This window comes from Streptomyces sp. NPDC055243 (assembly GCF_044544025.1).
GTDB lineage: Bacteria > Actinomycetota > Actinomycetes > Streptomycetales > Streptomycetaceae > Streptomyces.
In genome coordinates, this window is sequence record NZ_JBITWR010000010.1 from 268,590 (window position 1) to 291,839 (window position 23,250).

A 23,250-nucleotide genomic window follows, 5' to 3' on the forward strand; every position below is an offset into this window, starting at 1 on the left:
TTTCACTCGTGAGTCGTATTGCTCGTGGTCGTGGCGGGTTCGATCTCCTGAGATCTCCTGAGGCACCCCGAGTCTCGACGGCCGTTCTCAAGCGACGTTCGGGTGACCTTGGAACGGGTCCACAGGGCGGGCACGGTCCGGGAGCCGCACCGGTCCCCTGGGACGCGACTTCCGTTCGAGGCCGCTTCCGAGCGGTCCCGGGAGGATCGGCCCCACCCCGTACGGCTCACGCCGTGAAAGGAGCATCCCGTTGCCCGATCGAGACCCGTACCCACACCCCCTACCGGACACGGACCTTGACGTCCTGGTCATCGGCGCCGGGCCGGCCGGTCTCGCGCTCGCCGCGGACCTCGCCAGATACGGCGTGCGCTGCCAGGTGGCCGAGCGCCGCCCCGCCCCCCGACCCGGCGCCCGCTGCCCCAACGTGTGGCGCCGCACCATGTACGCGTACGCCCGCCTCGGGCAGCCCCCGCACGAACTGCGCGCGCACGGCGTACCGATGCGCTCCAAGGTGTTCCACGTGGGAGACCGCACCGCCGCCGTCTCGCTGCTGGAGGACGCCGATGACCAGCAGTGGCCCTACCCGCTGCTGGTCCGCCAGGACCAGCAGGAGGAGTACCTCACGGCGCTCGCCCGGCAGCACGGTTGCCCGGTGCGCCAGGGTGTCACCGCGACCGTCCTGGACCAGGAACAGGACTGCGTCCGCGTCGAGTTGAGCACCCCGGAGGGCCGCTCCGAGGTGCTGCGGGCGGCCTGGGTGGTGGCGGCGGACGGAGCGCAGAGCCTGTCCAGGGCCGCCGCCGGAGTGGACTGGAAGGTCCGCGGCCACGACGGCGTCGCGTGGTGGCAGGTGGACGCCGGCATCTCCGGGGTGGAGCTGCCGCCCGAGCGGGAGGACTTGTTCCACGCCCCGTACAGCCACGTCGGCATGGTGCCGCTGGCCGACGGCCGCCATCGCGTCTTCCTCGCCTCCGGCACCGAGGACGCCACCGTGCGGCCCTCGTTCGGGGACGTGGAGCGGCTGTTCAGAGAAGTGGTCGGCCCCGAGGCGCGGCTGCACGACCCCCAGCACCTGTGGTGGCACACACCGGTCGAGGGCCGCGCCGAGCAGTGGCTGACCGGCCGGGTCATCCTCCTGGGCGAGGCCGCCCGGGTCTTCCCCATGCCCGTCCACGGACTGAACACGGGGATTCAGGACGCCGCCAACCTCGCGTGGAAGCTTTCCGCCGTCGTCCAACGCCACGCGTCCGTACGGCTGTTGGACACCTACGAGGTCGAACGGCGACAGGTCGCCGAGGTGCTGATGGAGCGCGGGGAGCGAGTGCTGCGCGCCGGGGTCGCCGCCGACCCGGAGGCCACCCTCGGGCCGATCCTGATCGAGGGCAGCCCCCGCATCCGTACCGAGCCGGCTCCCGCGTACGAGGCGAGCCCGCTCACCGCGGGGGCCGAGCGGTTCGCGGAGGGCTGCGCGGGCCAGTGGATCGCGTCGTGGCCCGTCCACACGCCCGCCGGAGTGTGGACCGTCTCCACGCTGCAGAGCCAGGGCCAGTGGCTGGTGCTCTCACCCTCCCGCATGCCGCTCAGCGTCACCCATCCGCTGAACCCGCGGGTGGTCAACCGGGCCCAACTCGCGGGCTGCAACCGCCTGATGATCACGATCGTGCGCCCGGACGGTTATGTGGGCGCCGAGATTCCGTTCGGCGCGGGCAGGTCCGCGCAACGCTCGGTGCTCGAATACTTCGACCGGGTCGCGGGCGGGGGGTGACGCGGCCCGACGAGCGCGCCTTGAGTACGCGTTGACCTGACGTCCCGATACTCCGTCAGGTCATGAGCCGGACGTTTTTTCCGAAGAGGAGTGAGCCTCATGTGCGGGATAGCCGGAGTGATCGACTGGGTCCCTGACGCCCGGGACAGCAAGGAGTCCATCGCGAGGATGACCCAGGTCATGCTGTGCCGCGGACAAGACGAGCAGGACATCTGGCACAACGGCCGGGTTGCGTTCGGGCACACCCGTACCTCGGTCATCGACCCGGCGAACGGCCAGCAGCCGATGACCGTGACCCACGACGGCCGTGACCTCGCGACGATCTGCTACAACGGCGAGATCTACAACTACCGCGAACTCCGCGAGGAGCTGCGTGGCCTGGGCCATCACTTCCGCACCAACAGCGATACGGAGGTGCTGCTCCACTCCTATCTGGAATGGGGCACCGAATGCGTCCACCGCCTGCACGGCATCTTCGCCTTCGCCGTCTGGGACGCCCGGTCGCAGGAACTCCTCCTGATCCGCGACCACATGGGCGTCAAGCCGCTCTTCTACGCCCGCACCTCCACCGGCCTGCTCTTCGGCTCCGAGCCCAAGGTGATGTTCTGCCACCCCGAGCTGGAACCGGCGGTGGACGACAACGGCCTGCGGGAGCTGTTCAGTCAGGCCAAGACGCCCGGCACCTCGATCTTCAAGAACATCCTCGAGGTACGGCCCGGCAGCATCCTGCACGTCAAGGACGGACGGCTCACCGAGCGCAACTACTGGAAGCTGAGCGCCCGCGAGCACCCCCACGACCTCGACGCCACCATTGCCACCGTGCGCGAGATGGTCGGCGGCACCATCACGGAACAGCTCGTCGCCGACATATCCAGGGGCATCCTCGTCTCCGGCGGCATCGACTCCAGCACCATCGCCGCCCTGGCCGCGCCCCGGCTGCGCGAGGAGGGCGAGGCGCCGCGCGCCTTCGGCATGACCTTCACCGGGTACGCGGAGAACTTCCGCCCCGACGAGGTACGCGCCACCCCCGACATCGCCTACGCCCGTCTGCTCAGCCAGCGCCTCGACCTGGACCTGACGGAGATCGAACTGAGCCCCGAGGCGCTGGCCGACCCCGCCCTGCGCGCCGCCGTGGTGGACCGCCAGGACCAGCCCACGGCCCTGGGCGACATGGACGCCTCGATGTACCTGCTCTTCCAGCAGGTCAAGCAGCACATCGGCGTGGCGATGTCGGGCGACACGGCGGACGAGGTCTTCGCCGGCTTCGTCTGGTCGCACAAACCCGAGCTGATGAACGCCCCCACCTTCCCGTGGGTCGCCGTCGGCCAGCTGCACGGCCGCGCCAGCCGCGGCCTGGGCTGCGGCCTGCTGGACCGCACGCTCCTGGACAAGCTGGACCTGACCGCGTACACGCAGGCCCAGTACGAGGCCACCCTGGCCGAGACCCCGCTGCTGCCCGGCGACAGCGCCCTGCAGCGCCGCATCCGCGAGATCGACTACATGCACATGACCCGCTGGCTGCCGTCCCTGCTCGACCGCGGCGACCGGCTGGCCATGTCCTGCGGCCTCGAAGTCCGCGTCCCCTACTGCGAGCCGGCGCTGGTGGACTACGCGTACAACATCCCCTGGGAGATCAAGAGCTTCGACGGCCGCGAGAAGAGCCTGCTGCGAGCCGCCTTCCGCGGCGTCGTCCCCGACGAGATCCTGGACCGTCGCAAGAGCCCTTATCCCGTCACCCAGGACATCCGCTACGCCGAACTCATCTGCGCCCAGCTGCTGGACGTCCTCTCCGACTCCTCCTCCCCGGTCACCGACTTCGCCGACGTCGACGCCGCCCGCGAAGTCGCCCGCACACCCGAGCGCCTCGCTTCGGGCGCGGGCGCGTGGGCGGCCCGGTCCGACGTGGAAATGCTGCTCAACCTCGATGTGTGGCTGCGGAGCGGAGTGCGGGTGACGTTCTGAGGATCCTGCGCCGGTGAGCCGGGTGCGGGTCGAAAAGAGGCGCCCCCTGGAGAGGACTCCAGGGGGCGCCGTGCATGCCGGACCGCTCGTCTAGTTCTTGTGGCCGATGATGAGGGTGTCCACGCCCATGGGCTGGGTGGCGAGGTCGGTGAAGCCGGCGGCCGCCACCCACTCGCGGCATTGGGACGGGGTGTACTTGCCGCCCTCGGGGACCGTCATCATCATCTGGAGGCTGCCCAGCAGCGGGTTGAGGGTGGTGCGGTCGTCGTCGATCATGACGTCGTAGACCAGGGCCAGACCGCCGGGGGCGACCGCTTCGTAGGCGCGGCGGAGCAGGTCCTCGCGTTCCTTCATGGAGATGTCGTGCAGGACTCCGCCCAGGAGCACCACGTCGGCCCGCGGAAGAGGCCCGCCGTCCGCGCCGTGGAAGGCGACCCGGGAGCGGGCCGGATCGTTGGCGAAGTGTTCCTCGAAGGCGGCGGCGACCTCGGGGCGGTCCACGACGGTGCCGGTGAGCTGCGGGAATGTCGCCAGCAGGTGGCGGGCCAACTCGCCTCGTGAGCCGTCCACATCGACGAAGGAGGTGTAGCTCTTCCAGTCGATGGCCTCGTCGAGCTCGTCCGAGATCATCGCGTTCATGGAGTCCATGAACGCGATGAAGGCGTGGGCCGCGCCCGGGTCGGCGTACGGGTCTCCGCCCGCGCCGTCCTCCTCGCCGGGCCGCTCCGCCAGGTGGCCGGTGCGCAGCAGGCCCACCAGCTCCGGGGCGGGACCGGCGGTCACGAAGGCGCCGATGAACTCCGGTGCGGTGGCGCTGAGGTGGAGCCGGGCCGCGGCGGTGGCACGGTAGCCGTCGGGGCCGCGTACGAGCAGGCCCATGGCGGTGAGCGCGTCGAGGAAATCGGGGAGCGGGCGGGGGTGCAGCCCCAGGCGGCGCTGGATCTCCTCGGTGGTGACCGGGGCCTCGGCGAGCGCGCCGAAGACATCCAGCTCGACCGCGGCGGCGAACACCTGGACCGCGGTTCCTGCGGCCACCGCGTCCAGTACGGGGACCAGGCCTGCTCCTACGTTGTCGGCCAGTCGGTCTGACGGGGGCGAGAACGTTCGCGTGGTCCTCGTCGTTTGCGTCGGCTTTGCCATCGGCGGGTCCCTTCGTGGATGGGGTCCCGCGCAGCATGCGCAGGTGGGCTCAAGGAGCGGACGGGCGCTGCTTGACCGGGCATGGAGTGCCCCGGCGGACGGGGGCCGCGTGCGGGCGGGTTTGGGATTACTCGAAGAGGCGTCGAGAGAGGCGGGAAACCATCGGGCCGGTGCGGCGGTGTCCGCCGCTCGGCGGCCGTTCACGACGGTTTCCGAGGAAGACGACCTAGGAGAGCATCATGACGCGCACGCCCGTTTCCCATCCCGACGCCTCCGCCGGGGCGGCCGAGCGCCAAGGGGGCGATCTGCGACATCTGCCCTCCGACCGGGACCTTCTCGATCTGGGCACCTGCGTCAATCGCTACGGGCCGCCCCCCGCCGTGGAAAAGGCGTTGGCGAACGTGGACGCCCGGGCCCTGCGGACGCATCCGTACGACGCCTCGGAGCAGTTCACCGCCGCCTATGCCGAGTATCTGGACGTCGCGCCCGACGACCTTCTGGTGGGGCGGGGGATCACCGAATTCCTCACGGTCCTCGCGCAGTTGTACGCGCAGGACAGCGTGGTGATCACTCCGGACTACACCGACACCATTCGGCTGTTCCCCCGGCACCTCGGCCCCGGAGGCGGTTCGGGCGCCGGGTCCGGAACAGGCCGGATCGACGTCGTGCGCGACTCCGTGCGCGGGCGCACGGAGCGGGTGGCGACGGCCATGCGCGAGCGCCGGTTCGTGGTGCTGTCCAACCCCAATAATCCGCTGGGGCTCTACATTCCCCGGGACGAACTGGTACGGATCTGCCGGGCCAATCCCGAGGCGACCCTGATCGTGGACGAGGCGTACGCCGATTTCATGGCGGACTCCTCGCTGTCCATGACGCGGTGCGGGCTGGACAACGTCGTGGTGCTCCAGTCGCCGAACAAGCTGTTCGGCATCGCGGGGGTGCGCACCGGCGCTCTGTGGACGCGCAACGACGTGCTGCGCGAGGCCGTGCGGCGGCGGCTGCCGAACTGGCCGCTGTCCTATCTCGACGCGGCCGTGGCCACTGCCGCGCTCGGCGAACGGTCCTGGGCCGCGGCCACCCGCACCCGGTTGCTGGATGCCGGGCAGCAGATGGAGGACCTCCTGTGCGAGCGCTTCGGCGACGCGGTGGTCACCGGCGCGCCCGTCCACTTCCGCTTCGTCCACACGGACGACGCGCAGCAGGCGCACGAGGTCTACGACCAGCTGGCCGAACAGGGCGTCGTGGTCCGGATCTTCTCGGGAACCAGCCCCGGGCGGGTGCCCGGCCTGCGGATCGTCGCGCCCACCGATCTCGAGATGAGCCGGGTGGCGGACGCGCTGTCCCGGCTTCCGCGCCATCTGCCCGAGCGGCTCTCGGGCGGGCCGGACCGGACGCGTCCGATGCCGGCGCCGTACACCACAGCTTCCATTCCGTCGGAAATCGGCCAGGTGAGGTAATTCCATGACCGCAACAGGCACGTCCGCGTACACCCCGGTGCTGGTCATCGGCGGCGGGATCGTCGGTCTGTCCATGTCGCTGTTCCTGTCCCAGCGGGGCATCGCAAATGTCCTGGTGGAGCGGCACGCGACCACCAGCACCCACCCCCGGGCCCGCGGTGTGAACGTCCGCTCCATGGAAATCCTGCGCGCCGCGGGCCTGGAGGAAGCGATCCGCGCCACCGAGTCCGCGGTGGCGCTCGCCGCCAATCACGGCATCGTGGCCGCACACGATCTGGCCGGCGAGGAGTTCGGCCGGATGGACGGCGCGCATACCGCCGACCCCCGGCCCGAAGCCTGGAGCGACATCAGCCCCACCTCGTGGGCGCTGTGCGATCAGGACGAACTGGAGCCGCTGCTCGCCGACCGCGCCCGCGATCTGGGCTCACGGCTGCTCTTCGGCCATGAACTCACCGCCCTTGAGGGCGACGTGGCGACCGTGCGTGATGTTCGTGCCGGTACGGAATTCCAGATCTCCTTCGCGTACGTGGTCGCGGCCGACGGCGCACACAGCCCGCTGCGCAAGGCCCGCGACATCGCCTTCGAAGGGCCCGGCACCTTGGCGCACTTCGCCAACATCTACTTCCACGCCGATCTCACCGAGCCGCTGCGCGACCGCCGCTTCGTGATGTGCTACCTCAGGCAACAGGACTTCCAGGGCGCCCTGTTGCCCATCGACAACCACCGCCGCTGGCTGCTGCACGTCCCCATCGGGCCCGACTGGGAGACGGAGAAGCACCGCTTCGAGCCGGACGCATGCGTCGAGCTGATCCGCAAGGCCACCGGTGTGCCCGCGCTCGATGTCGAGCTCCAGGGCGTGCTGCCCTGGGAGTCCGCGGGGCGGGTGGCCACGCGCTGGCGCGAGGGCACGCTGTTCCTGGCCGGCGACGCGGCTCATGTGATGCCGCCCACCGGTGCGTTCGGCTCCAACACCGGCATCCAGGACGCGCACAACCTCGCCTGGAAGCTGGCCGCCGTACTGCGCGGCGAAGCCGGGCCAGGACTGCTGGACACCTACGAGGCCGAGCGGCGCCCGGTGAGCACGGCCACCGTGGAACAGGCCGTACTGCGCTCCAAGGACCGGGGCCGCAAGGGCGGCGACGGCGGTCCGCCCCCCGGGCTGGCCGACGACGCGGCGGTGATGCTCGGGTACCAGTACGCGTCCACCGCGCGGGACACCGGCGATGCCTCCGGGGACGGTGCCACGTCCGGGGACACCGCCGCCGGTGAGACCTTCCTGCCCGCCGACCGCTGGTCCGGCGCACCCGGTACGCGCGCCCCGCACGTGCCCCTGCCCGGCGGCCGGTCGCTGCTGGACCGCTACGGCACCGAGTTCGTCCTGGTGACGAGCGATTCCCGCTGGGTGCGCGCCGTCACGGAGGCGTGCGGCGGGGGAGCCCGGCTGCGGGCGTGCCAGCTGCCGTCCGGTGACGAGGCGGCCAAGAAGTTCCAGGCGCAGTACGGCGTGGGAGACGACGGGGCCGTCCTGGTCCGGCCGGACGGGTTCGTGGGATGGCGCTGGCCGGGCACCCCGTCGGGCCTGCCCGCCCAGGAGCTGTCCGCGGCCCTGGCGCGCCTCACCCACCGGGACACCTCCGCGCAGGGAGTACCCGCATGACCTCCACCGAGCCCGCCCACGTCACCGAAGCACCGCTGAGCTTCCCCCTGTCCAGCCCCGACCCCGCCGCCCCGCCGCCGGACCTCGCCCGGCTGCGCGCCGGGTGCCCGGTGGCCCCGGTGCGGCTGCCGTCCGGTGACCGCGGCTGGCTCGTCACCACGTACGCCGACAACCTGAAGGTCTTCTCCGACAGCCGGTTCAGCCGTTCCGCGGCCGCCGGAAAGGGCGCTCCGCGGGCCCGCAACATCCCGCTCGACCCCAACTCCATCACCACCATGGACCCGCCCGAGCACTCCCGGCTGCGCCGGGCGCTCGGCGGCGCCTTCTCGCCGCGGCGGCTCGACGTGCTGGGGGAACGTATCGGTGTCATCACCCGCGGTCTGCTGGACGAGGCCATGGCGCACCGGCCCGCCGACCTGGTCGCAGGCCTGGCGCAACCGCTGCCGCTGATCGTGATCTGCGAGTTGCTGGGGCTGCCCGAGGAGGAGCGCGACCAGTTCCGGGACTGGACCGAGGCGTATCTGACCCTGAGTCCGGAGCACGCCGCCCGGTCCACCGAGGCGGCCCAGCAGCTCGACACCTACTTCGCGGCACTGGTGGAGCGTCGCAGGCGCCGGCCGACCGACGACGTGTTCGGCGCGCTGGTCGCGGCACACGAGGACGGGCGGCTCAGCCATGCGGAGCTGTGCACCTTCGCCACCACGTTGCTGGTCGCCGGGTATGAGACCGTCGCCGCGCAGATCGCCGGTTCGCTGAACGTGCTGCTCGCCTACGGGAGCGAACACCCCGAAGAGTGGGGCGAGTTGTACGAGGGCGACCGGCTGCGCGAGCCCGTCGTCGAGGAACTGCTGCGCTATGTCCCCATCGCCATGACCGGCGGAACCCTGCGGGTCGCCACGGAGGACGTGGAGCTGTCGGGGACGGTGATCCGGGCGGGCGAGGCGGTGCTGCCGTCCACCACGTCGGCCAACCGCGACACGGCGGTGTACGAGCACCCGGACCTCTTCGATCCGTACCGCTTCGAGGTGGACCGCGGCGCCTCGCACCTCGCCTTCGGGCACGGCCCGCACCGTTGCATGGGCGCCCATCTGGCCCGCCTCCAGATCGGCGTGGCGCTCGGCACCCTGCTGCGCCGCCATCCGACGCTGCGCCCGGCGGTGCCCCTGGACGAACTGGAATGGAACACCGCCAAGCCGATCCGCTGCCCCAAGTCCCTGCCCGTCACCTGGTAACGAGGGGCGTGCGGCCCGCCGTACCGCTCACACCCCGAGCTTGCGGGTGAGCGGACGGCGGACCAGCAGCAGGATCGCGCCGACGAGCAGGGCCACGGCGCCGACCGAGAGGAAGTATCCGGCGCCGGGGGCCTCCTCGCCGGAGACCTTGAGGGCGTTGCCGCCGAGACCGCCGCCGAGGGCGCCCGCGAGCCAGAACAGGGCGACCATCTGGCTGACGAAGGTGGCCGGGGCGATCGCGGTGGTGGCGCTCATGCCGACCGGCCCGAACGACACCTCGCCGCAGGCGAGGAGCAGGAAGGAGACCACGAGCCACAGCGGTGACACCGGCTCGCCCGTGTTCGCGACCAGCAGCGCGGCCGCCGCGAGCACCAGGTAGGCGGCGCCGGTACAGCCCATGCCGACGGCGAACTTGACGGCGGTGTCGAGGCGTTCGCCGGCCCGCTGCCACGCCCGGGCGAAGAACGGGGCGGTGAGCAGCACGAACAGGGGAATGGTGGACTGGAACCAGCTCGCGGGGATGGTGAAGCCGAGCACGTCGCGGTCCGTGGAGTCCTTCGCGAAGAGCGCGAAGACGGAGCCGCCCTGGAGGAACAGGCCCCAGAAGACGGCGGAGACCAGGAACAGCCAGATGTAGGTCTTGACCCGGCTGCGCTCGGCCGCCGTCAGGAGCGGATTGCGGATGAGCCGCCAGAACGCTGCCGCGGGGGCAACGACACAGAGCAGCCCGACCAGGGCCATCACATGGCCGATCTGGAAGGTCCCGAAGGCGGCGTCCACGCCGTAGCCGACGGCGACCAGGCCTGCGGCGGCCCCGCTCCAGCGCAGCACCGCGGCCCGCTGGGCGGGCGCGGCCGCGCGCTCGGGCACCTTGCCGTTGGCGCCGAAGTGGCGGGCGCCGCGGACGTACTGGATCAGACCGAGCGCCATGCCGAGCGCGGCGAGTCCGAAGCCGAGGTGCCAGTTGACGCCCTCACCCACCGTGCCCACGATGAGCGGCGCGATCAGCGCGCTGACCTGGACGCTCATGTAGAAGACGGCGAATCCGGCGTCCCGGCCCGAGCGGTCCTCGGGGGCGTAGAAGGTGCTCAGCAGGTTGGCCATGTTGGGCTTGAGCAGCCCGGTGCCGAGGGCGACGAGCAGCAGCCCCGGATAGAAGAAGAACTCGGAGGGCACGGCCAGGGTGAGATGCCCGAGCCCGATGACCACGCCGCCGTACAGGACGGCACGGTACGAGCCGAGCAGCCGGTCGCCGATCCAGCCACCGGGTACGGACGAGAGGAAGACGGCGGCCATGTAGCTGCCGAAGAGCAGTGCGGCGTCGTCGTCGGAGAGCCCGAGCCCGCCGTCGGCCACCGGCTCGCTCGCGTAGAGCACGAGGATCGCGGACATCCCGTAGAAGCTGAAGCGCTCCCAGACGTCCGTGCCGAACAAGGTGGTGAACCACCGGGGCCGGCCCAGGAGTCCGGTCTCTTCGGGCTGTTCGTCGCGTGGGCCCCGGGTGACGGGCTCGGCTGTCATCGGCGTGCACTCCTCTGTTCGGCAGTACGGAAGACCCTGGCGGCACGAGGCCGGCCACAACCTGTCGGCCACCGAGCTCTCCGGCGGGCTCGACACCCGCGCCCCGGCCGCGCTCGCCGCCCCGGGCGGAGCGGGGGAGCGGCGGCCGGGTGCGGTCCTTCGCGGTGGACGTCACCGGGTGCGAGGTCAACCTCCGCCCGGACGCGACCCGTTCCGTGCTCGGGCCGCGACGCGCTTGCCGGCCAGGCTGGTGACGGGCCCCGTCATCGGACGGAACCCGCCTGTGGGGCCGCGTTGATGACGGCGAGGAGCTGGCGCGGGGTCTCGGCCTCGGCGACGGCGTCGTCGTCGAGCACGATGCCGTACTTGCGGCTGACCAGAGCGGTGAGCTGGAGCATCGCCAGGGAGTCGTAGCCGAACTCCATGAAGGAGGTGTCCAGGGCCTGCTCGCCCTCGATGGTCGTCCCCTCGTCGGGGGCACCGATGCTCTCGATGAGCAGCTCACTGAGGTCGCTCAGGGTGATGTCACTCATGACGGTCCTTTCGATGGGTGTATCTCGATGGGTGGGGTGCCGTCTGCTTGTGTTCGGTCCGCTCTCGCCGAGGTCGGCGCGGCGTTCTCTATCCCGCCGGAACCGGTGGTGCGGAGGGTGCCGGGCTGCGCAGCACTTCCCCGATGCGCCGGGGCAGTTCACGGCCGCGGACGAAGAAGTGCGTCCCGGGCACGGAGTCCAGGCGGAAGTCCGCACGCGTGCAGTGCTGCCAGGCCTGTACCTGCGCGGTGGAGACCATGGCGTCGTCACGGCCCGCGAAGGCCCGCAGCGAGCACGGCAGCGCGGCGGCCGGCGCCGACCGCAGACTGCGGGCGAGCAGCAGGTCGGAGCGGAGGGTGGCCAGGACGAGTGCGAGCCGTCCCGGTCGGCTGCGCAACGGTTCGGGCAGCGACTGCTCGCCGCTGAACGCCACCATCAGTTCCTCGTCGGTGAGTTCGGCCGGGTCACGTGCGTCGAGCAGGTCGACGGGCAGCTGCGGAGCCACGCAGGCCCCGACGAGCAACAGCCGGGCGGGCCGAAGGCCGGCGTTCAGCCGATGCTGGGTGAGGCGGTAGGCGACGAGCGCCCCGAGGCTGTGCCCGTAGAAGGCGTACGGGGTCGAGGAGTCGAGCAACGGGCCCAGTTCCTGCTGGAGTTCGTGCACCAGCTGCTCCGCGTCGGTGATGCGGGGCTCCTTGAGCAGGGTCTCCCGGCCGGGCAGCCGTATCGGCAGCACGTCGATGTCCCGGCCCACCCGTGGTTGCCACCCGGCGAACGCCTGCGCCCCCGCCCCGGCATGGTGGAAGCAGAGCAGCCGCAGCCTGCCCCCGTCGGCCGGTGGCCGCACTGCCAGAAAACGGTGCACCTCTGTCCCCCTTGCAGCTGTGGCCCCACAAGCAGGCGGCCCTCGATGCGCGCCACCAGAGTCGCCATGGGCCCTATAAGGCCGCTCGAATGCCGCTTGGGCAGGAGCGGAGCAGAGCTGTCCGCGTCGTTCGTGGCAGCCTGGGGACGTCGAGCGGCGTTACGGACGGCAGCAGTGGGCAGTCAGTGGGCAGCAGTGGGCACCAGTGGGCAGCAGTGCGCGCGGCAATGTACTGCGGTCGCCGTGGTCAACACCGCGCGGCGACGGTCGCCGCTCTCAGTGCGAGTCGTGGGAGTCGTCGAGCGTCAGCCGACGCGACACCTGCTTCTCCGTGCCCGGTTCGACGACCAGGAACTGGCCCATCATGCCGTCGTCCTCGTGGCGCAGCACATGGCAGTGGAACATGTACGGCGTCTTCGTGTCGGTGAGGGAGTCGAACTTGACCGCCAGCCGGACCGTGCCGATGACCGGCAGATAGACGGTGTCCTTGGGGCCGGTCATGTGCGCCGGCGGCTTGTCGCCGTTCACCTCGATCACGTTGAAGGTGCAGCCGTGCACATGGACGGCATGCACCATGTCGTCGCCGCGCTCGATCTCCCAGACCTCGGTCGCCCCGGCGGGCACCACTTCGTCGATCCGCGCCAGGTCCATCGCCTTGCCGTTGATCTGGACGCCGACGAACGAGAGCTTTCGCACCGTCGGGTCCTTGGGCAGCTCGATGGGCCGGGGCGCACCGGCGAACCGCGTGGGCAGCTCGGGCGACTTCCGCAGCCGTGCCGAGGCCCGGAACTCGACCAGGTCGAACGTGTCGTCGCCGCCGAGGAACCGGTCCGTGGGCCAGGAGACATTGATGTCCGGCGGAAAGCTGCGCAGCACCGTCTTCGTACCGGGCGTGAACGCCACGACCACCTCGGCCCGCTCCCCGGGGGCGAGCCGCAGCCGGGTCAGTTCGAGCGGCCGTCGCAGCAGTCCGTTCTCGGCGGCGACCAGGTGGAAGGGCCGGTCGTCGGTGAAGCCGATGCGGTAGATACGCGCGTTGGAGGCGTTGAGCAGGCGTAGCCGCACGCGTTCCGTGGCGACCGGGACGTAGGGGTCGTGGACGCCGTTGACCAGGATGGTGTCGCCGAGCACACCGCGGTTGTCCACACCGGCCACGTCGTCGCTGAAGGAGGTCTCGGTGAAGTCGAACTGCCCGTCGTCGTGGAAGTTCTTGTCCTGGATGATCAGAGGCAGATCATCGACACCGTAAGTGGTGGGTAATCCGGCGGACTTGGAGTGTTCGTCGTCCACGATGATCATCCCGGCGACGCCCCGGTAGACGTGCTTGCCCGTGGAGCCATGCGGATGCGGGTGGTACCAGAGGGTGGCCGCGGGCTGGTGCACGGACCAGCGCGGGCGCCAGGTGCTGTCGCGCTCGATCATCTGGTGCGGGCCGCCGTCCATCGCGGCCGGCAGATGCATGCCGTGCCAGTGCAGGGTGGTCCGCTCCGGGAGCTTGTTGGCCACGGCGACCGAGACCTCGTCGCCGTCGCGCATCCGCAGGGTGGGTGCGAGGTAGCTGCCGTTCGCGCCCCAGGTGTCGGTCTTCTGGCCCCGCCGGAACGTCCTGGTGCCCGGGGCGAGCCGCAGGGAGTAGTGGCGACGGCCCGCGCCGTCGGGCTTCGGGTCGATCAGTTCGGGGAACTTCAGCCGGTTGCGGAAGCTGAGCTTGCCGACATTGCTCTGCTCGTATCTGCTGTACGCGGTCAGCCAGTTCACCCCCCAACCCGCGCCGCCGACCAGGGCGACACCTCCGACGGAGAGAAGGACCCGGCGTCGGACTGTGGCCATAGTGCGCTCTCCATCGGCAAGTCGAGGAACGAGACCATGATCCGTTGAGCCGCTCGAGTCCCGCTGGATTCTCGGTCGTGCCCGACTGGCCGGCCGCAGCGGGGCGGGCGTGCCAGGATCGCCGCGCCGGGACGAGCAACCCCCGAGCCCTTTTCGAGGCGGCCGCCGCACGCTGCTGTCATGGACGAACCCCTCCGTCTCATCGTGCTCCGCGGCCGCCCCGACCCCACCGAGCTCGCCACGCTCGTGAGCGTGCTGCTGGCCGTGGCGCGCAGCGGAGGCCAGGAAGAGGAGGAGCCCGCAGGCCCGCTACGGGCCTCTTGGGCGAGGGGCCCGGGGCGGTACCGTCACCGGTCCCAGGTGGCCTGGAAGTCCCGCTGATCCCCACCAGCTCCGGAGCGGCGGAACACCCGGTCGGCGGGCCCGACGCACGGACCGCCGAGCCCCACCTCGGGGCCGACCACGTCTGGAGCGCCCCTCGAGGGGGCGATCATACGGTGACGGGATGACGACCCTCGACGAGAGCTTCTCGGACGCCCCGGCTCCCGGACTGCGCCGAGCAACCGACCAGTTGAACCGTCTCAAGGCCGAGACGGGCCGCGCGCTGGATCCCGCGGCCACTCGGCGCCAGCACGAGAAGGGCAAGCTCACCGCGTACGAACGGATGGATCTGCTCTTCGACCCAGGAACCTTCACGGAAGTGGAGCCGCTGCGCCGACATCGGGCCTCCGGCTTCGGCCTGGACGAGCGCAAGCCGTACGGCGACGGGGTGGTGTCCGGCTGGGGTCTGGTGCACGGCCGTACGGTCTTCGCGTACGCCCATGACTTCCGCGTCTTCGCCGGCGCTCTCGGCGAGGCGCACGCCGCCAAGGTGCACAAGGTGATGGACCTCGCCGAGTCGGCCGGGGCCCCGCTCGTCTCGCTCAACGACGGGGCGGGCGCCCGCATCCAGGAGGGCGTCACCGCGCTCGCCGGCTACGGCGGGATCTTCCGCCGCAACACCCGCTCGTCCGGGGTGATCCCGCAGATCAGCGTGATCATGGGACCGTGCGCGGGCGGCGCGGCCTACTCGCCCGCGCTGACCGACTTCGTCTTCATGGTCCGGGAGACCTCGCAGATGTTCCTCACGGGGCCGGACGTGGTGCAGGCGGTGACCGGCGAGAAGATCTCCCAGAACGGCCTGGGCGGCGCGGATGTGCACGCGGGCACCTCGGGCGTCGCGGGCTTCGCCTACGACGACGAGGCCGAATGCCTCGAAGACGTGCGCTATCTGCTGTCGCTGCTGCCACAGAACAACCGTGAACTGCCGCCGTCCGCCAAGCCGGTCGACCTGCCGGACCGCCGTACCGACGCGCTCTCCTCCCTGGTGCCCGCCGAACCGGGCCAGGCCTACGACATGCGCGACGTGATCGCGGAGGTCGTCGACGACGGCGAGTACTTCGAGCTGCACGCGGCCTGGGCGCCCAACGTGGTGTGCGCGCTGGCGCGGATCGACGGGCAGGTCGTCGGCATCGTCGCCAACCAGCCCGCGGCACTCGCCGGGGTCCTGGACATCCACGGCTCGGAGAAGGCCGCCCACCACGTCTCCACCTGCGACGCCTTCAACATCCCGCTGGTGACGCTGGTCGACGTGCCGGGCTTTCTGCCCGGCGTGGATCAGGAGCACGGCGGAATCATCCGGCACGGCGCCAAACTGCTCTACGCCTACTGCAACGCGACCGTGCCGCGGATCTCGGTGGTGGTGCGCAAGGCCTACGGCGGTGCGTACATCGTGATGGACTCACGCTCGATCGGCGCCGACCTGTCCTTCGCCTGGCCGACCAACGAGATCGCCGTGATGGGCGCCGAGGGTGCCGCGAACGTGGTCTTCCGCCGGGAGATCGCCGCCTCCGACGACCCGGAAGCCACCCGTGCCCGGCTGGTCAAGGAGTACAAGTCGCAGCTGATGCACCCGTACTACGCGGCCGAGCGCGGCCTCGTCGACGACGTCATCGACCCCGGGGAGACCCGTACGGTACTTGTCCGCTCCCTGGCGATGCTGCGGCACAAGCACGCGCCCCTGCCCGAGCGGAAGCACGGGAATCCTCCGGTGTAGCGGCAGTTGAGGGAAGGACCTCCCGTCGCGCACGGTGCCGTGAGGCAGCGGTGCGCGACTCGGAGGCTGTCTCTTCCCCGGCTGCCGGACGCGGCTTTCTCCTCACCCCGGATACAGGTCGAGCATCCGGCCCGCTTTCCCTTCGGCGAGCAGTCCCGGATCGTCCATGAGCACGGCTCGCTGGAGCCGCTGGAGTCGCGCGGACGGCTCGATGCCGAGTTCTTCGACGAGAGCGGCGCGCAGCGTCTGGAAGACCCGTAGCGCGGCCGACGGTCGCCCGGCGCGGTAGTAGGCCACCATCAGCTGGGCGTGCAGGCTCTCGTGCAGCGGGTTCTGGGCGACGAGTACGGCGAGCTCCGTCAGCAGCTCGGCGTGCAGCCCGAGCCGCAACTCGACCTGGATGCGGCGCTCGAGGAGGCCGAGCCTGCTCTCCTCGAGACGCATCCGCTCCACCGAGAGAAGCGGCCCGGTGTGCACATCGGCCAGGGCGGGGCCCTGCCAGAGGGCGAGCGCCGCGCGATAGAGGCGGGCGGCCTCCTCGTCGTCGCCCACCTCCTCGGCCTGACGGCCCTCGGCCGTCACCCGGTTGTACTCGTACAGATCGAGCCCGTTCGGTTCGAGCCGCAGCAGGTATCCCCCGTGCCGCGTCATCAACAGGTCCTTGGCGCCCTGGCCGGCGCCGGCCTTTCCGAGCGCCGTGTCCATGCAGCGCCGGATCTGCAGGATGTAGGTCTGAAGAGTGGTCGGCGCGCTGCGCGGGGGTGAGGCGGTCCAGATCTCCTCCATCAAGGTGGAGACCGGCAGTACCTGATTGCTGTGGAAGGCGAGCAGAGCGAGAAGCTGACGTGGTTTGCCTGCGGTCGGAAGAATCGAGCGGTCGTTCAACTGGGCCTCGATGGCCCCCAGGACACGTATGTGCATCCAATCCCCCAGTTTGCTGTCGTGGATGAACCTTGCACGGGTCACAGCCCCGCGCCAGTGCCGGGGCCAGGTTTTTCGGTCGGCTATTACTGGCCAATGAATCTACTGTTAATCCAGGGTGGACGATCGTGGATGGCCGAATTTGACCCCTCATGATCCAGGGCGGCCGATACGCCGAACGCTCTCCGATGCGCCGTGCGCCTGACATTCGCTCATCCGTGCACCCCGGCTTTCGCATGGTTAACGTGGCCTGGGAGAACACCAGTTGGTGTGCTCGGATCGGGTAGAGCAGCCGTCACCGGATATCATTCCCGAGGTGGTTCAACTCGGGGTACACCGAATTCATGCATGGGGCATTGTTGAGATCCGAGTCCCGCCGACCGAAGGACTGCGCCAATGCGTGGTGCAGGGGCTGCTTTGCCGGCGCCGGAGCGTGATCGCGAGATCGTTGCAGATGTGAAACGAGGGGACGAGATCGCCCGATCTTCGGCTTCCGCCACAAGGGCGCCCGTCCCGGGAACGTGCCGTCATCGGCCGCAAGATCGTATCGGGGCGGCCGGTGATCGACCCCGACCGGCCGCGGGCGGGGTCGAGGTGATCGGCAGCGCGACACGTCCCCGTCCGGCCCCGGCTCCGTACGCGACTGCCCCCTGTCGGTCGTCGAGAAGCTCGACGCGCGGAAGGCGCACGGAAGCGGTGGACGCGGTCCGGGCCGCCCGAGAGGCGGGCCGGAACATGTGGCGGGTTCCGTGCTCCCCGACGGGCGTCCCGATCGCGGGCGACGCGGTCCGATCACCGATTTCTCCGCTCACTCACGGCGCACGGTCGTTCACCCGGGGCGCACGGCCGACCATGCGCGGCGCACGCCGGCCACGCGCCACGCGCGCCGGCCGCCCTCCACGCCTCTCACCCCTCACCCGGCCCCTTGGGCCCCGAGGTGCTTTCGACCGGGGCGCGAGACGCCACTGGAACCATCCGCACTCATGTCCATCCGAGGGATCCGACGCGTAGCGATCGACCACGTCCTGCGTCCAGTCTGGGAGGGCTTGATGGCGTTGGGGATGCTGTACCTGGCCGGTGAAGTCCTCCGGGCCGAGGACGAACGCTCCGCGCGACCGCTCACCGGCCCGGCCGGAAACCATCCCGAACGCCTGCGACCCGACCTGCCGTTGACCCGCCAGGAACGCAAACTGGCCCGCCACTTGGAGCGCCGCGGCATCCCGCTGGAGTAGCCTCGCACCCGGGCTCTGCCGCTGGTCGGCACCAGCACGTCAAGCAGTTCGACGCAGTCAAGACGGCATGGCCGGTGGAGTGAAATTCTGGCCAGATCGTTACCCCGCCGCCCGCGGCGGGTGGCCGGTCTCCTGCGTGACGCATATCACGCGACGAGGGCAGGATTCTCCGGGCTGCGGTGGCTGCGCGGTGACCACGCACAGTTCACGACCTGCGCCGTCCCAGGGCCTTCCTGACGTCCTCGGACGCGTACGTGATGTTCAGCCGCCACGTATCCAGCTTGTCCCGCACCTTCGATGCGACCGTTCGCCACTTGAACCACAGCGGCAGCTCCCGGAACGGCACGTGGTCGAGGGTGTCGTCGACGGCGGTCTCGGCCAGGCCGCGATGGCCCTGGGCGCGCAGCGCGGCGTACAGCTCCGGCGTCAGCTCGCCGTTGAGCCGGGCCGCTGTCCCCGCCGCGGTGTACGCGAACCCGCGCTGACCGCGGTCCGGCAACCGCATCGCCCGGACGATGCGGGGGGAGGCCTCGGCCAGCGGGCAGTTGAAGGCGAGGCCGATGGCCGCCGTGCCGAGGTTCCCCTCGCCGCGTTCGTATGCCGCGTCCCACTCGGCGGGATCGTCGAGGCCCAGCAGGCCCTGGCCGCTCTCCCAGTTCCACTCGGCCGTCATGACCACGAATCCTTCCTGCCCGTACCCGGATGCGGGCACGGCCCGCGCGGAACCGCGCGTTCGATTTGAACGCCCCCGAGTCTCGTTCCGTTTCATAGGTAACTGCATGGCTCGTGCGGCCCGCCTGTCCGGGTGCCGCGGAAAAGGACGAACTTGATGATCAAGCGAACCGGCCTTCTCGTGGGGCTCGCCGCTCTGCCCGCCGCCTTCCTCACGGTGGTCGCCTCGTCCCCGGTCTACGCGGCGGACCCCCCGGCCTATCAGATCGACCTGGCGCAGCTGAACGACTCGGGCTCCACCGGAACGGCCCTCCTGAGCCTGCGCGGCAACGCGCTGACCGTGTGGATCAAGTCCGAGGGCATGGTGCCGGGACAGCCGTCGGCGCAGCACCTGCACGGCTCCACCGACGGGCACGACTTCCAGTGCCCGGACGACGGCGACGACACGAACGGCGACGGCATCCTCGACAACACCGAGGCCACCGTCCACTACGGCGACATCAACATCTCGCTGACCGAATCCGGTGACACCGACGCGGGCAGCGGCCTCGCCGTGGACCGGATGCCGGTGGCCGACGCCCAGGGCAAGGTCTCCTACAAGCGCACCATCACCGTGGGACAGGACGTGGTCGAGCACATCAAGGACCTGCACATCGTGCAGCACGGCATCGACCCGAACGACAACGGCACGTACGACTTCGAGGGCGCGGGCAAGAGCGAGCTCGACCCGAAGCTCCCGCAGGAGGCCACCGCTCCGACCAACTGCGGTGTGGTCAAGGGCGCGGCGGTCGGGTCCGTCCCCGTCGGCGGGGTCGAGACCGGCGGCGGCGCCGAGGGCGGCACGTCCCGCGGTGCCGTGATCGGTGGCGCCGGGGCCGCGTCGGTGGCCGCCGCCGGTGTGCTGGTGCTCGCGCGTCGGCGGACGGCGCCCGGGGCCACGGTCGCCGCGAAGAGCGGGAGCGCCGCGTGAGCCGCTCGGTGCGCGGAGGCGTGCGCCGGCCGGTGCGGAGGGTGTGGGCCGGGGTCCGGCACGCGTCCGCCGCCGCGGTCGCCGCCATCGCGGCGGCTCTGGTGCTCTCCGCCTGTGCGGGCCAGGACGCGGCGGACACGGCTGCCCCGCCGACGGCCCCCCGCCAGGGCGCGGAGCCGGGCGGCCCGGCGGACAGCCGGACACCGCAGGCGCCGGGGGAGGGGGCGGGGCCGGGCGAGGCCGCCGCGCCCCTGGGCCGGTCGGCTCCGCAGCGGGTCGCCATCCCCTCCCTGGGCGTGTCGAGCGCGTTGGAGACGCTGGGGCAGGGCGGGGACGGGACGATGACGACGCCGAAGGACCCCGATCTGGCGGGCTGGTACGAGCCGGGCCCCACCCCCGGCTCTCGGGGCCCCGCGGTGATCGCCGGCCATGTGACCTGGAACGGCGCGGACGCGGTCTTCAAGAAGCTGAAGACCATCAAGGCAGGGGAGGCCATCGAGGTGACCCGCGCGGACGGCAGGACGGCGACCTTCACGGTGGACCGCGTCGAGGAGTTCCCGAAGAAGGAGTTCCCCACCCTGGAGGTCTACAAGAACATCGACCACGCGGGGCTCCGCCTGATCACCTGCGGCGGACAGTTCGACGCGGACCGCAACTACTACCCCAACAACGTCACGGTGTTCGCGCGCATGACGGGTGTCGCGTAGGAGGAGGGCGGCGCGGGCCGGTGGTGTGACGGAGGCTCCGGTTCAGCTGCCGCTGAGGGCGGCCCGCGCGATCCGCTCGGCCACCGGGTTCATGCCCTCGCCCTTCGCGTCGGTCGCGTTGACCGAGTAGACGAGGGTGCGGGTGCCGTCCTCGGAGGCGGCCAGGAGATTCGCGTAGCCGTAGCGTGCGCCGGACTTGAGCCAGTACACCTTGCCGTCGATCTTCATCCGCTGGAGCCCCGCGCCGTAGAGGGGCTCCGGGGCGCCCGGCGCCAGCTCGGGCAGCGTGAACATCTCCGTCAGCTGCGGCTGGGGCACGATCTCTTCGTCGAACAGCGCCTGGGTGAAGACCTCCAGGTCGGCGGTGGAGGAGATCATGTCGCCCGCCGCGAAGCGGTCCGACTGGTTCCACTCGGTCACGTCGACGAGGCGCGTGGTGCCGTCGGGCCGCTCCACGCTCTGGTAGCCGCGGTTGTGCGGGCCGCGGATGCGGGGATCGGCGCCGGGGAAGTAGGTGTCGCGCATCCGGAGCGGCTTGAAGATCCGCTGGGCGGCCTGATCGGCGTACGAATCCCCGGTGACGCGCTCGATCAACAGGCCGAGCACGGTGTAGCCGATGTTGCGGTAGTGCTGTTCGTCGCCGGGGTCGTGCTCGGGTCCCTTGGCGATGGCCGACGCGAGGACCGTCCGCGGCTTCAGCGTGTCGTAGCGGTGGGCGAACGGGTCGTCGAAGCCGTCGCCCGGCTTCAGGCCGCTGGTGTAGTTGAGCAGGCTGCGGACGGGGATGGGCTCGAAGGTCTTCTTCGGGAACAGGCCCGGCATGTAGTGCTGCACGGGTCTGTCGAGGTCCAGCTCGCCCTCGGCGGCCAGCTGGAGTACCACGGCCGCGGTCACGATCTTGGTGGTCGACCCGGCACGGAACCGGCCGTGCGGGTCGGCCTTCCGCTCCGTCACCAGGTCGTGCACGCCGGAACTGCCGTGCCAGGCCCCACCGGCGCCGCCGACGCGGACGAGGGCGGCGGTCGCGTCGGCGTTCGGAAGCCCTTCGATCGCTTCGCGCAGGGCCTTGCCGTTGGGCGCGGAGGCAGGGGCGGTCTCCTGGGCGCGGACCGTCGTGGCCGGGGCGTGCGCGAGGGCGGGGGCGGTCGCGGCGCCGGTGAGGCCGAGGACGAGGGCGGCGGCGAGAGCGGTACGGGCGGGGAAGGGCACGGTGTGACTCCAGGGTGGGCCGTGGTGGTGTGGTTCCCATCCTGGTGATCGGCGGGACGAGGCGGATCCTCACTGGGGAGGGCGGGGTACCGGTGACCCCTGAGGGGACAACACTGAGGCGCGTCAGGGGTGTTGACGGGGCTCCCCCTAGGGGGCGCCGCCGGGGGAGGAGGCGTCGGATGCGCGGTCGGCGTGCTCCTGGGCCGCCATCACCTCGTCGCCGTACTCGAAGGCCCACACGCCGAAGGCCTCGATCGGGGCGATCAACGTATGTCCCAGGGCGGTGAGTTCGTACTCGACGCGGGGCGGTGACTCGGCGTACGACTGCCGGGAGACCAGGCCGTTGTACTCGAGGCGGCGCAGTGTCTCGGTGAGGATCTTGGGGCTGATGCCGCCGATCAGGCCGCGCAGTTCACCCGGGCGGCGCGGGCCGTGCCGCAGGGCCCAGAGCGTCACGGCGTTCCAGGTGTTGGCGAGCAGATCGAAGGCGAGGCGGGCCCGGCAGTCGGCGAGCAGGTCGTGGTTCGTCACGTGTCGAATGGTGCCCGAGCGCTTTTCTGCCGTCGTCGGGAGGCGGCCGTCACTTCGCCATGAGCAGGAGGACGAGGACGATGCCGACCACAAGAGCGATGGTCAGCATGCGCCCGACGGGATTGCGCGGATTGAAGCGGTGGCCGCGGTAACCCCGTTCGTCACGCTCGTACACGAAGAGCGGCTCTTCCCGGTTGTGCTCGTCGCTGTTCCCCATGGACCACAAGCTAGTTGAGGGACCGTCCGGCTACGAGAGCGCGCCGTCGGGCCGCGCCCGCAGGGCGTGCAGCGTGTCGACGCGGTTGGTCGTGATCGAGTCGACGCCGATGTCGAGGAGACGGCGCATAGAACGCCTCGTGTCCGGGGTCCAGGCCGAGACGAGCAGCCCCTGTCGCTGCACCTGGACGGCCAGTTCACGGTGGAGCAGAGAGAAGCGGTAATTCAGCCAGCGGGGCTTGATCGCGTCGAGGACGGCACGGCGCGGCGGCGCGAGGGTCGTCCAGGTGAGGGCGATCTCGGCGGCGGGATCCGCCTCGCGCACCGCGAGCATCGTCCGCGTGCCCGCGCAGTAGTACGTCCGCTCCGCCGCCCCGCAGTCGGCGACGGCGCCGACGACCGCCCGCACGGACCGCGGCGTCGCGTCCGGCAGATCCACCATGAGCCGGTGGCCGTCGGTCGCCGCGACGGCCTCCTCCAGCGTGGGCACGCCGCCGTCGGTGAGGCCGCGCACCTCGTCCGCGGAGAGCGTGGACAAGGGGCGGTCGTGCTCCCACAGGCGCTTGAGGGTCGCGTCGTGCAGCAGGACGGGGACGCCGTCACGGGTGAGGCGGACGTCGATCTCCACCGCGTCCGCGCCCCGGTCGAGCGCGGAGCGCAGGGACGGGAGGGTGTTCTCGCGGACGCGGTAGGGATCGCCTCGGTGGGCCACGGCTGTCACGGTGCGCATGGGCC

At 70.9% G+C, this 23,250-nt stretch carries 21 protein-coding genes; 10 read left to right on the forward strand and 11 right to left on the reverse strand.

Annotated elements, in window-relative coordinates:
- Positions 1–250: 250 nt before the first annotated feature.
- Together ACIGXX_RS28435 and asnB are read left to right on the forward strand one after the other, a co-directional pair.
- Positions 251–1,765 (forward strand): FAD-dependent oxidoreductase, encoded by a 1,515-nt coding sequence (locus ACIGXX_RS28435; RefSeq protein ID WP_399979810.1) that lies wholly within the window; start codon positions 251–253, stop codon positions 1,763–1,765.
- 99 nt (positions 1,766–1,864) lie between these two features.
- Positions 1,865–3,727 carry an asparagine synthase (glutamine-hydrolyzing) gene (asnB, locus tag ACIGXX_RS28440; RefSeq protein WP_399979813.1) on the forward strand — a complete coding sequence of 621 codons (1,863 nt, stop codon included), beginning with the start codon at positions 1,865–1,867 and terminating at the stop codon, positions 3,725–3,727.
- 90 nt (positions 3,728–3,817) lie between these two features.
- Here the strand turns inward: asnB and ACIGXX_RS28445 are convergent, their stop codons facing one another.
- The gene (locus tag ACIGXX_RS28445; RefSeq protein WP_399979816.1) at positions 3,818–4,762 is read right to left on the reverse strand and encodes a methyltransferase; all 945 of its coding nucleotides are present in this window, start codon (positions 4,760–4,762) and stop codon (positions 3,818–3,820) included.
- A gap of 344 nt (positions 4,763–5,106) precedes the next feature.
- On the opposite strand from ACIGXX_RS28445, the gene ACIGXX_RS28450 reads away from it, so the two are divergent.
- Genes ACIGXX_RS28450 through ACIGXX_RS28460 form a run of 3 tightly spaced genes read left to right on the forward strand, consistent with a single transcriptional unit; the run spans position 5,107 to position 9,213 of the window.
- Positions 5,107–6,324, forward strand: a complete 1,218-nt coding sequence (locus ACIGXX_RS28450) for an aminotransferase class I/II-fold pyridoxal phosphate-dependent enzyme (protein ID WP_399979819.1) — start codon at positions 5,107–5,109, stop codon at positions 6,322–6,324.
- A gap of 4 nt (positions 6,325–6,328) precedes the next feature.
- The gene (locus ACIGXX_RS28455) at positions 6,329–7,981 is read left to right on the forward strand and encodes an FAD-dependent monooxygenase (protein WP_399979822.1); all 1,653 of its coding nucleotides are present in this window, start codon (positions 6,329–6,331) and stop codon (positions 7,979–7,981) included.
- Positions 7,978–9,213, forward strand: a complete 1,236-nt coding sequence (locus ACIGXX_RS28460; RefSeq protein ID WP_399979825.1) for a cytochrome P450 — start codon at positions 7,978–7,980, stop codon at positions 9,211–9,213. Before ACIGXX_RS28455 ends, ACIGXX_RS28460 begins: the two co-directional genes overlap by 4 nt.
- 27 nt (positions 9,214–9,240) lie before the next feature.
- On the opposite strand, the gene ACIGXX_RS28465 is transcribed toward ACIGXX_RS28460, so the two are convergent.
- From ACIGXX_RS28465 to ACIGXX_RS28480, 4 genes are all read right to left on the reverse strand, one after another.
- Complete coding sequence (locus ACIGXX_RS28465; RefSeq protein WP_351165522.1) at positions 9,241–10,734, reverse strand: oligopeptide:H+ symporter; 1,494 nt, start codon at positions 10,732–10,734, stop codon at positions 9,241–9,243.
- A gap of 263 nt (positions 10,735–10,997) precedes the next feature.
- Positions 10,998–11,267, reverse strand: a complete 270-nt coding sequence (locus ACIGXX_RS28470; RefSeq protein ID WP_351165524.1) for an acyl carrier protein — start codon at positions 11,265–11,267, stop codon at positions 10,998–11,000.
- 88 nt (positions 11,268–11,355) lie between these two features.
- Positions 11,356–12,132 (reverse strand): thioesterase II family protein, encoded by a 777-nt coding sequence (locus ACIGXX_RS28475; RefSeq protein ID WP_383822999.1) that lies wholly within the window; start codon positions 12,130–12,132, stop codon positions 11,356–11,358.
- A 276-nt stretch (positions 12,133–12,408) separates the two neighbouring features.
- Positions 12,409–13,962, reverse strand: a complete 1,554-nt coding sequence (locus ACIGXX_RS28480) for a multicopper oxidase domain-containing protein (protein WP_351165529.1) — start codon at positions 13,960–13,962, stop codon at positions 12,409–12,411.
- Between the two features lie 180 nt (positions 13,963–14,142).
- Between ACIGXX_RS28480 and ACIGXX_RS28485 the strand changes: the two genes are divergently transcribed.
- On the forward strand, positions 14,143–14,343 hold the full coding sequence (locus ACIGXX_RS28485; RefSeq protein WP_351165531.1) for an acyl-CoA carboxylase subunit epsilon: 201 nt from the start codon (positions 14,143–14,145) through the stop codon (positions 14,341–14,343).
- Between the two features lie 124 nt (positions 14,344–14,467).
- Complete coding sequence (locus ACIGXX_RS28490; RefSeq protein WP_351165533.1) at positions 14,468–16,057, forward strand: acyl-CoA carboxylase subunit beta; 1,590 nt, start codon at positions 14,468–14,470, stop codon at positions 16,055–16,057.
- Between the two features lie 102 nt (positions 16,058–16,159).
- On the opposite strand, the gene ACIGXX_RS28495 is transcribed toward ACIGXX_RS28490, so the two are convergent.
- Entirely contained in the window at positions 16,160–16,978 is an 819-nt protein-coding gene (locus tag ACIGXX_RS28495) for an AfsR/SARP family transcriptional regulator (RefSeq protein WP_351165535.1), read from the reverse strand.
- 983 nt (positions 16,979–17,961) lie between these two features.
- Here ACIGXX_RS28495 and ACIGXX_RS28500 point away from each other — a divergent pair.
- Entirely contained in the window at positions 17,962–18,210 is a 249-nt protein-coding gene (locus ACIGXX_RS28500; RefSeq protein ID WP_351165537.1) for a DUF6059 family protein, read from the forward strand.
- 205 nt (positions 18,211–18,415) lie between these two features.
- Here ACIGXX_RS28500 and ACIGXX_RS28505 read toward each other — a convergent pair whose 3' ends face one another.
- Complete coding sequence (locus ACIGXX_RS28505; protein WP_399979834.1) at positions 18,416–18,883, reverse strand: hypothetical protein; 468 nt, start codon at positions 18,881–18,883, stop codon at positions 18,416–18,418.
- A gap of 156 nt (positions 18,884–19,039) precedes the next feature.
- Here ACIGXX_RS28505 and ACIGXX_RS28510 point away from each other — a divergent pair, with 156 nt between their 5' ends.
- Positions 19,040–19,852: a hypothetical protein gene (locus ACIGXX_RS28510; RefSeq protein WP_383823004.1), complete on the forward strand. Its 813-nt coding sequence runs from the start codon at positions 19,040–19,042 to the stop codon at positions 19,850–19,852.
- Positions 19,849–20,559 (forward strand): class F sortase, encoded by a 711-nt coding sequence (locus ACIGXX_RS28515; protein ID WP_351165543.1) that lies wholly within the window; start codon positions 19,849–19,851, stop codon positions 20,557–20,559. The genes ACIGXX_RS28510 and ACIGXX_RS28515 overlap by 4 nt, the downstream gene beginning before the upstream one ends.
- A gap of 42 nt (positions 20,560–20,601) precedes the next feature.
- Here ACIGXX_RS28515 and ACIGXX_RS28520 read toward each other — a convergent pair whose 3' ends face one another.
- From ACIGXX_RS28520 to ACIGXX_RS28535, 4 genes are all read right to left on the reverse strand, one after another.
- Positions 20,602–21,768 carry a serine hydrolase domain-containing protein gene (locus ACIGXX_RS28520; RefSeq protein WP_366464187.1) on the reverse strand — a complete coding sequence of 389 codons (1,167 nt, stop codon included), beginning with the start codon at positions 21,766–21,768 and terminating at the stop codon, positions 20,602–20,604.
- A 147-nt stretch (positions 21,769–21,915) separates the two neighbouring features.
- Entirely contained in the window at positions 21,916–22,299 is a 384-nt protein-coding gene (locus tag ACIGXX_RS28525; protein WP_383823010.1) for a winged helix-turn-helix transcriptional regulator, read from the reverse strand.
- A gap of 49 nt (positions 22,300–22,348) precedes the next feature.
- A complete protein-coding gene (locus tag ACIGXX_RS28530; RefSeq protein ID WP_351165547.1) occupies positions 22,349–22,516 on the reverse strand; it encodes a hypothetical protein in 168 nt (55 codons plus the stop codon).
- A gap of 30 nt (positions 22,517–22,546) precedes the next feature.
- Complete coding sequence (locus ACIGXX_RS28535) at positions 22,547–23,245, reverse strand: glycerophosphodiester phosphodiesterase (protein WP_383823013.1); 699 nt, start codon at positions 23,243–23,245, stop codon at positions 22,547–22,549.
- Positions 23,246–23,250 lie beyond the last annotated feature (5 nt).